This window comes from Faecalibacterium sp. Marseille-Q4164, from assembly GCF_017377545.1.
Taxonomy (GTDB): domain Bacteria; phylum Bacillota; class Clostridia; order Oscillospirales; family Ruminococcaceae; genus Faecalibacterium; species Faecalibacterium duncaniae.
Genome location: NZ_JAFREJ010000018.1, coordinates 41,641 through 48,218, shown reverse-complemented (window position 1 = coordinate 48,218; position 6,578 = coordinate 41,641). Strand labels below are relative to the sequence as shown.

Annotated in this window: 6 protein-coding genes and 1 other annotated feature (1 of these 7 running past the window's edge); all 6 genes read right to left on the bottom strand. The window is 60.7% G+C overall.

The genetic code is table 11. The features are described 5' to 3' along the window. Positions 1-282: 282 nt before the first annotated feature. The 6 genes from J3352_RS12310 to J3352_RS12285 all read right to left on the bottom strand — a co-directional run bounded on the left by J3352_RS12310 (position 283) and on the right by J3352_RS12285 (position 6,402). Positions 283-951 carry a sigma-70 family RNA polymerase sigma factor gene (locus J3352_RS12310; protein ID WP_156067371.1) on the bottom strand — a complete coding sequence of 223 codons (669 nt, stop codon included), beginning with the start codon at positions 949-951 and terminating at the stop codon, positions 283-285. A 19-nt stretch (positions 952-970) separates the two neighbouring features. After that, positions 971-1,411 (bottom strand): anti-sigma F factor, encoded by a 441-nt coding sequence (spoIIAB, locus tag J3352_RS12305; RefSeq protein WP_097772726.1) that lies wholly within the window; start codon positions 1,409-1,411, stop codon positions 971-973. Between the two features lie 2 nt (positions 1,412-1,413). Next, entirely contained in the window at positions 1,414-1,728 is a 315-nt protein-coding gene (locus tag J3352_RS12300) for an anti-sigma factor antagonist (protein ID WP_005936547.1), read from the bottom strand. A gap of 184 nt (positions 1,729-1,912) precedes the next feature. Continuing rightward, positions 1,913-3,178 (bottom strand): folylpolyglutamate synthase, encoded by a 1,266-nt coding sequence (locus J3352_RS12295; protein ID WP_156067369.1) that lies wholly within the window; start codon positions 3,176-3,178, stop codon positions 1,913-1,915. Positions 3,179-3,182: 4 nt separating this feature from the next. Continuing rightward, a complete protein-coding gene (locus tag J3352_RS12290) occupies positions 3,183-3,692 on the bottom strand; it encodes a VanZ family protein (protein WP_005936544.1) in 510 nt (169 codons plus the stop codon). 4 nt (positions 3,693-3,696) lie between these two features. Beyond that, entirely contained in the window at positions 3,697-6,402 is a 2,706-nt protein-coding gene (locus tag J3352_RS12285; RefSeq protein ID WP_097772728.1) for a valine--tRNA ligase, read from the bottom strand. Positions 6,403-6,458: 56 nt separating this feature from the next. Next, positions 6,459-6,578: a binding site (T-box leader), on the bottom strand (it continues 112 nt past the right edge of the window).

The following is a 6,578-nucleotide window of genomic DNA, read 5'->3' as shown; positions in this document are numbered from 1 at the left end:
TTTTTCGATATTGTTCAATTTTCAAGGTCCTGTGCGCCTCAGCCTTAGCGGCTGATAGCTTATACATTTTAGCACGTTTGTGTTAGAATGTCAAGCATTTTTTGAAGATTTTTTGAAGTTCTTAGAAGAACCAATCGACCTTCGTCACTTTTCATCCGTTTTTTCTGAAGCGTTTGTGTCAGACATCCGCCTGACAGTAATGTATTTTAGCACAGACTCAGACAAAAAGCAAGCCCTTTTTTTACATTTTTTCAAGAAAAGCCCTATTTTCTTTTGCACGGCTCATTCCAATAACCGCTCCCGCATTTTGCGCAGGATCTTGCGCTCCCGCCGGGAGATCTGCACCTGCGTGGTATGCAGCACTTTTGCCGTCTCACTCTGGGTGCGGTTGGCATAGAACCGCAGGCGGATCAGGAGCCGGTCCTCTTCCGGCAGACTTTCCAGCACCTCGGCCAGACCGATCTTATCCGCAAGTTCTTCCTCCGGAGATTCCACCGGGATATCTATCTGCCGGTCACTGTTCTCCCCTTCCGGGGTCAGGCTCAGGGCGGGCTGTGCAGCCTGGATCGCAAGCGTGATGTTCTCCACGCTCTCCCCCAGCTCTTCTGCCAGTTGAGAAAGGGTCGGCTCGGTGCCGCAGAGCTTCCTGTGATGTTCCCGCGCCGCATTGATCCGCAGTCCCAGTTCTTTTAAGGAACGGCTGACCTTGACTGTGCCGCCCTCCCGGAAGAGCTTTTTGATCTCGCCCAGGATCACTGGCACTGCATAGGTAGAAAAGCAGACCCCACGCCCCTCATCAAAGCCGTCGGTCGCCTTGACCAGCCCCATGCAGCCAGCGCCGTAGAGATCATCGTATTCAATGCCCCTGCCCCGGAAGCGGCCAGCACAGGCGTGTACCAACCCGAGGTTCTGTTCAATGAATGCACTGCGCCGGGTCTTGTCCGTTACCATGATATTCCCTCATTTCCTTTTATGTAGAGGGCTTTTCCTCCAGATGCTTTGTCAGGGTGACCCGAGTGCCCCGGCCGGGAGCGGAGCGCACACTAACTTTATCCATAAAGCTCTGCATGACCGCAAAACCGAGACCGGAGCGCTCCTCCGGGTTGCCGGTGGTAAAGAGCGGCTCCATCGCTCTGGGGATATCCGGGATGCCGACCCCTTTGTCTGCGATCACGATTCTGACCACCCGCCCCGGATAAACGGAGACTGTCATGGTGATGGGCCCCACCCGGTCGGGGTAGGCGTGGACGATGCAGTTGGTGACGGCTTCGGATACCGCCGTTTTCAGGTCAGCCAGCTGGGGCACGGTGGGGTCATATCGGGCCAGAAAAGCCGCTGCCGCACCGCGGGCATACGCTTCGTTGACGCTGAGGGAATCAAATTGGATCCTGGTCGTGTTTTCCGCTTTCATCATCATTCCTCCTGTCCTGCATCCGTGCAGGGGATATTGGCCAGCCGCAGAACGCGGCGCAGCTGCTCCGGGGCGTGCTGGATACGCAGGGTTCCGCCCAGACTGCGGGCGCAGCGCTGGCGGCCCAGAATCAGCCCCACCCCGGACGAATCCATAAACCCAACCCCGCCCAGATCGAGCACCAGCGTTTTGGGGGTGCGGGCCAAAAGGGCATCGTCCAGCTGGATGCGCAGGTTCTGTGCGGCATCGTGGTCGATCTCCCCTGCCAGATAGGCATAGAGCAGATCGTCCGCCGCACTGAATGTAACTGTTGCCATTTTCTGTCCTTTCCTTGCGTGAATCGCTCAGGCTTGTCCGGTCTGCCGGAGGCTTCCCCTTTCCGGGAGGTCGGCAGTGCGAAACATAGCCCGAGCGGTTTCCTCTAAACCAAAATAAAAGAGCCTGTACACGTTTCCATCAGTGTACAGGCTCTTCCGGGCATATTTTAGAAAAGGGTGTCGCTTACTTTTCAGCCAGCAGATCGGCAGCCTCCAGTGCGATGGCTTCGCCGCCGCAGATCAGCAGGCCGCGGCGGCTGTTGGTCCGGGCAAGATCCACAGCTTCGGCCAGGCTCCCGCAGAGCTCGGCATCAAAGTGGTAGCGTGCCTTTTCCAGCAGGCGCTCGGTCATGGCGGCATCCGTACCCACCGGGGGAACGAGGAACACCTTATCAAAGGGATTCTCGCTCATGCCGGGCATGGTGGTACGGTCTTTTTTCTGGGTCTCAGCCGTCAAGCCGCTTTCCAGCGCGGAGAAGAAGGCCTCGGCTCCTTCTTCCTCTGCCAGACCGATGACAGCGCTCAGGTGGCGCACCTTGGCCATGTTCAGGACGCGGAGCAGGGCAATGGCTTGCTGCGGGGTGCGGCAGGCATCCAGCACCACCAGCGGGCGCTGGGAGAGGACCCGGATGCTGCTGCGGTTCTCCACAGCGGCCAGACCTTCCAGAATGGCTTCATCGGGGATGTCATAGCCCTTTTTGCAGAGGGCCAGGGCCAGCTCCACCGCAATGGCGGCACTGCCCGCCGCGTGACGGCCCAGGAAGGCCAGCGGCACGGTATAGCCGCCGTAGTCCACACGGCTGGCAAATTTTTCGGCTTCGAGGAAGGTGATGTCATCGGGGTCCGGCACGACCAGCTCACAGTCTGCCTTACCGGCGGCCACGACGAGCTCACTGACCACAGCCTTGGGCTGCTCAGGCGCGGTGACGCAGATGCTGCCCTTGCGCATGACACCGGCCGCCAGCGCGGCGGAGCGCTCCAGTGAGGCACTGATGCCGTCCGGGCCGATGGAGGTGACCGCACAGACCGGCATCTTGGGCAGGGCCTCGGCAAGTCCCGCATCGGGCAGTTCCACCACGGCCAGCGCACAGCCTGCCTCGCCAAAGCAGCGGGCAGCGGCAGCCAGCTCGGCGGCAGCACGGGGCAGGGTCTCCCGGGTGCTCAGGATCTCGGCGGCCTGTGCAAGCAGCTCCGGTGCCACAGGCTCCCCATTCACCCGGATGCGGGCAGAGAGCGGCTCACAGCCTGCGTGGTAGCTGCCGGTAACGAGGCCGGCAGCCCTGAGCACCGCCGCCGTGAGGGCGGCGGCAGTCGTTTTGCCAGCCGTACCGGCTACGCCCAGATAATCCACCCGGCCTGCCTTGGCAGAGAGGGCTTCCTGCAGCTGCCGGGCCGGGGCAAAGCCCTCGGGCAGAGATGCAAAATAAGCATTTGCCTGTTCAATGGTCATTGCGTCAAACCTCGTTTCGATGTTGATAGAGAATGATGCACATCCGGACAAGCCCCAGCAGGATGAGTCCCACCAGCAGGCCGGTCATCACACCGGAAAAATCGATCCAGATATCGGTGACCTGGCCGCTGCGGCCCGGCACAAAGAGCTGGATGGTCTCATCGGTCAGGGCTGTGAGCAGGCCGCCCAGCATGGGCCAGGACACATGCTTGAAGAAGTGCCGGGTGTACACCCGCAGGCAGAGCATGAGCAGGAAGCCTTCCAGCAGATACTCGCAGAAATGCGCCAGCTTGCGCACGATGTGCATGGTGAGCCGGTCGGCGGCACCGGGAAGGCCCAGATGCCGCAGGATGCCCTGCAGTATCCCCAGTACCCGGCCGCTGGCCCCCTCGGACACATCCGCGATCTGCAGAGAGTTCGAGAAGATGAACACGATGCAGCCGATGAGGGCAAAGGTAAAGATCACCCGCCACGCGATGAGCCACGGGGAGGTGCGTTGATTCTGTTCCTGCATCCGCTTAGCCCAGAGCCTTGATGCTCTGCTCGATGTTGGCCAGCTTGCTCTGGCTGTTGGTGCGCTTTGCGCGGATCTCTTCCACCAGAGCGGCGGGGGCACGCTCCACGAACTTGGGGTTGGCCAGCTGGTTCTCGAACATGGCCAGTTCCTTCTCTGCCTTGGCCTTTTCCTTGTTCAGGCGGGCCAGCTCCTTCTCGCGGTCGATCAGCTCCATCATGGGGATAAAGCCGCGGGCGGTGTGGGTGGACACCTGCACCATGCCATCGGTGCTGCCCTCGTACTTTTCCGTAAAGGTCACGTCGGTGGCAAAGGCAAACTTTGCCAGATAGACCTCTGCATTCCGGAAGGGAGCGGGATCAGCCGTCTCGATGATCATACTGGTCTTTTTGGCAGGATGGACATTCATCTCGGTGCGCATGGTGCGGACTGCCTTGATGTAGTCCATGACCTTTTCAAAGGCTTCCTCTTCCTCAGCCCAGTTGTGTGCCTCGTCAAAGGTGGGCCAGCTCTGGGTCATAATGGTCTCGGCGGAGCCGGGCAGGGCCTGATACAGCTCCTCCGTGATGAAGGGCATGAAGGGATGCAGCAGCTTGAGGGCCTTGTCCAGCACATACACCAGCACACGGCGGGCGGTATCTGCCTGCTCTGCATCGCCGGAGTTCAGGCGGGGCTTTGCGATCTCGATGAACCAGTCGCAGTAGACATCCCAGATGAAGCTGTTGATCTTGGCCGCGGCCAGCCCCATCTCGAAGTGGTCGAGGTTGTCGGTCATGGCACCGGCCACCTGATTCAGCTTGGTCAGCACCCACTTGTCGCTCATGTCCAGCTTGCTCTCCTCGGGCAGGCCGGGCTGGAAGTCCTCGGGCAGGTTCATCAGGACAAAACGGGTGGCGTTCCACAGCTTATTGGCAAAGTTGCGGGCAGCCTCCACCTTCTTTTCGCTGTAACGCATATCGTTGCCGGGGGTGGAGCCGTCCAGCAGCATGAAGCGCAGTGCATCCGCGCCGTACTGGGCAATGACCTCCAGCGGGTCGATGCCGTTGCCCAGGCTCTTGGACATCTTGCGGCCCTGGCTGTCGCGGACGATGCCGTGGATACAGACAGTGTCGAAGGGAGCCTTGCCGGTGTAGGCCAGGCCGGAGAAGATCATGCGGCTGACCCAGAAGCCGATGATATCATAGCCGGTGACCAGCGTGTTGGTGGGGTAGAAGTACTTCAGGTCCGCGCTGTCCTCGTTGGGCCAGCCCAGAGTGCTGAAGGGCCACAGAGCGGAGGAGAACCAGGTATCCAGCGTATCGGGGTCCTGGGTGAAGTGGCTACCGCCGCACTTGGGGCAGGTGCAGGGCATCTCTTTGGCGACCACGGTCTCGCCGCAGTCATCGCAGTAGAAGGCCGGGATCTGGTGGCCCCACCACAGCTGACGGCTGATGCACCAGTCGCGGGTGCCCTTCATCCAGTTGAGGTAGTTCTTGGTAAAGCGCTCGGGCACGAACTTGATCTCGCCCTTCTCCACGCTCTCGATGGCAGGCTTTGCCAGCGGCTCCATCTTGACGAACCACTGCTTGGAGACCATGGGCTCGATGGTGGAGTGGCAGCGGTAGCAGGTGCCGACCTCGTGCTTCAGGGGCTCGATCTCCTTCAGGAAGCCGCCCTCCTTCAGGTCTGCCAGAATGGCCTTGCGGGCCTCGAGGGTGGTCATGCCGGCGTACTTGCCGCAGTCCAGCACCTCGGGCTCGTTCACGGTGTTCTTGCCTGCGGCAAACAGTGCATCGGCAGCGGCCTTATCGGCAGCACCGGTCATGTGGCCGTCGTAGGTAAACACCCGGACGATGGGCAGATCATGGCGCAGACCCACTTCAAAGTCGTTGGGGTCGTGGGCGGGGGTGATCTTGACGACACCGGTGCCCTTGGTCATATCAGCGTGCTCGTCGCAGACGATGGGGATCTCCTTGTTCAGCAGGGGCAGGACAACATGGCAGCCGTGGAGGTGGGCATAGCGGGGGTCCTCGCCGTTGATGGCAACAGCGGTATCACCCAGCATGGTCTCGGGGCGGGTGGTTGCCAGCTCCAGCATCTCGCCGGTCTCCTTGACCGGGTAGAGCAGGTGCCAGAAATTGCCGTCCTTTTCCTCGTACTCCACCTCGGCATCCGAGATGGAGGTGTTGCAATGGGGGCACCAGTTGACCATCCGGTTGCCGCGGTAGATCAGGCCCTTGTCGTACAGGCGCACGAACACTTCCTTGACGGCATCCGAGCAGCCCTCGTCCATGGTAAAGCGCTCCCGCTGCCAGTCACAGCTGGTGCCCAGCTTTTTCAGCTGGCTGACGATGCGGTTGCCGTACTTGGTCTTCCAGTCCCAGGCGCGCTCCAGGAAACCGTCGCGGCCCACCATCTCCTTGGTCAGGCCCTCGGCACGCATGGCCTCCACGACCTTGGCCTCGGTGGCGATGGATGCGTGGTCGGTGCCGGGCACCCACAGGGCGGCATAGCCCTGCATCCGCTTGGTGCGGATGAGCACATCCTGCATGGTGTTATCCAGCGCATGGCCCATGTGGAGCTGGCCGGTCACGTTCGGAGGGGGCATAACGATGGTGTAAGGCTTCTTGTCGGGGTCCGCTTCCGTGTGGAAGTAGCCGCCGTCCTGCCAGAACTGGTAGATACGGTCTTCCACCTGGCTGGGATCGTACTGTTTTGCGAGTTCTTTCATTGTATCCTCCCAAAAATGTGATGAGTGGGACGAAAAAAGCCGCCCCACGGAACGTTCCATGGGACGGCTGTAAACTACATACCGCGGTACCACCCAAATTGCACCGGCTGCAAACACAGCCCGTGCCCCTTGATGCCCCGGTAACGTGGGGCAGCTCCGAGGGCGGCTACTGGCTT

Bases quoted from the DNA above. Each gene is read 5' to 3' on its own strand.
- J3352_RS12310 (WP_156067371.1), bottom strand. From the start codon at position 951: ATGGTAACGGACAAGACCCGGCGCAGTGCATTCATTGAACAGAACCTC.
- spoIIAB (WP_097772726.1), bottom strand. From the start codon at position 1,411: ATGAAAGCGGAAAACACGACCAGGATCCAATTTGATTCCCTCAGCGTC.
- J3352_RS12300 (WP_005936547.1), bottom strand. From the start codon at position 1,728: ATGGCAACAGTTACATTCAGTGCGGCGGACGATCTGCTCTATGCCTAT.
- J3352_RS12295 (WP_156067369.1), bottom strand. From the start codon at position 3,178: ATGACCATTGAACAGGCAAATGCTTATTTTGCATCTCTGCCCGAGGGC.
- J3352_RS12290 (WP_005936544.1), bottom strand. From the start codon at position 3,692: ATGCAGGAACAGAATCAACGCACCTCCCCGTGGCTCATCGCGTGGCGG.
- J3352_RS12285 (WP_097772728.1), bottom strand. From the start codon at position 6,402: ATGAAAGAACTCGCAAAACAGTACGATCCCAGCCAGGTGGAAGACCGT.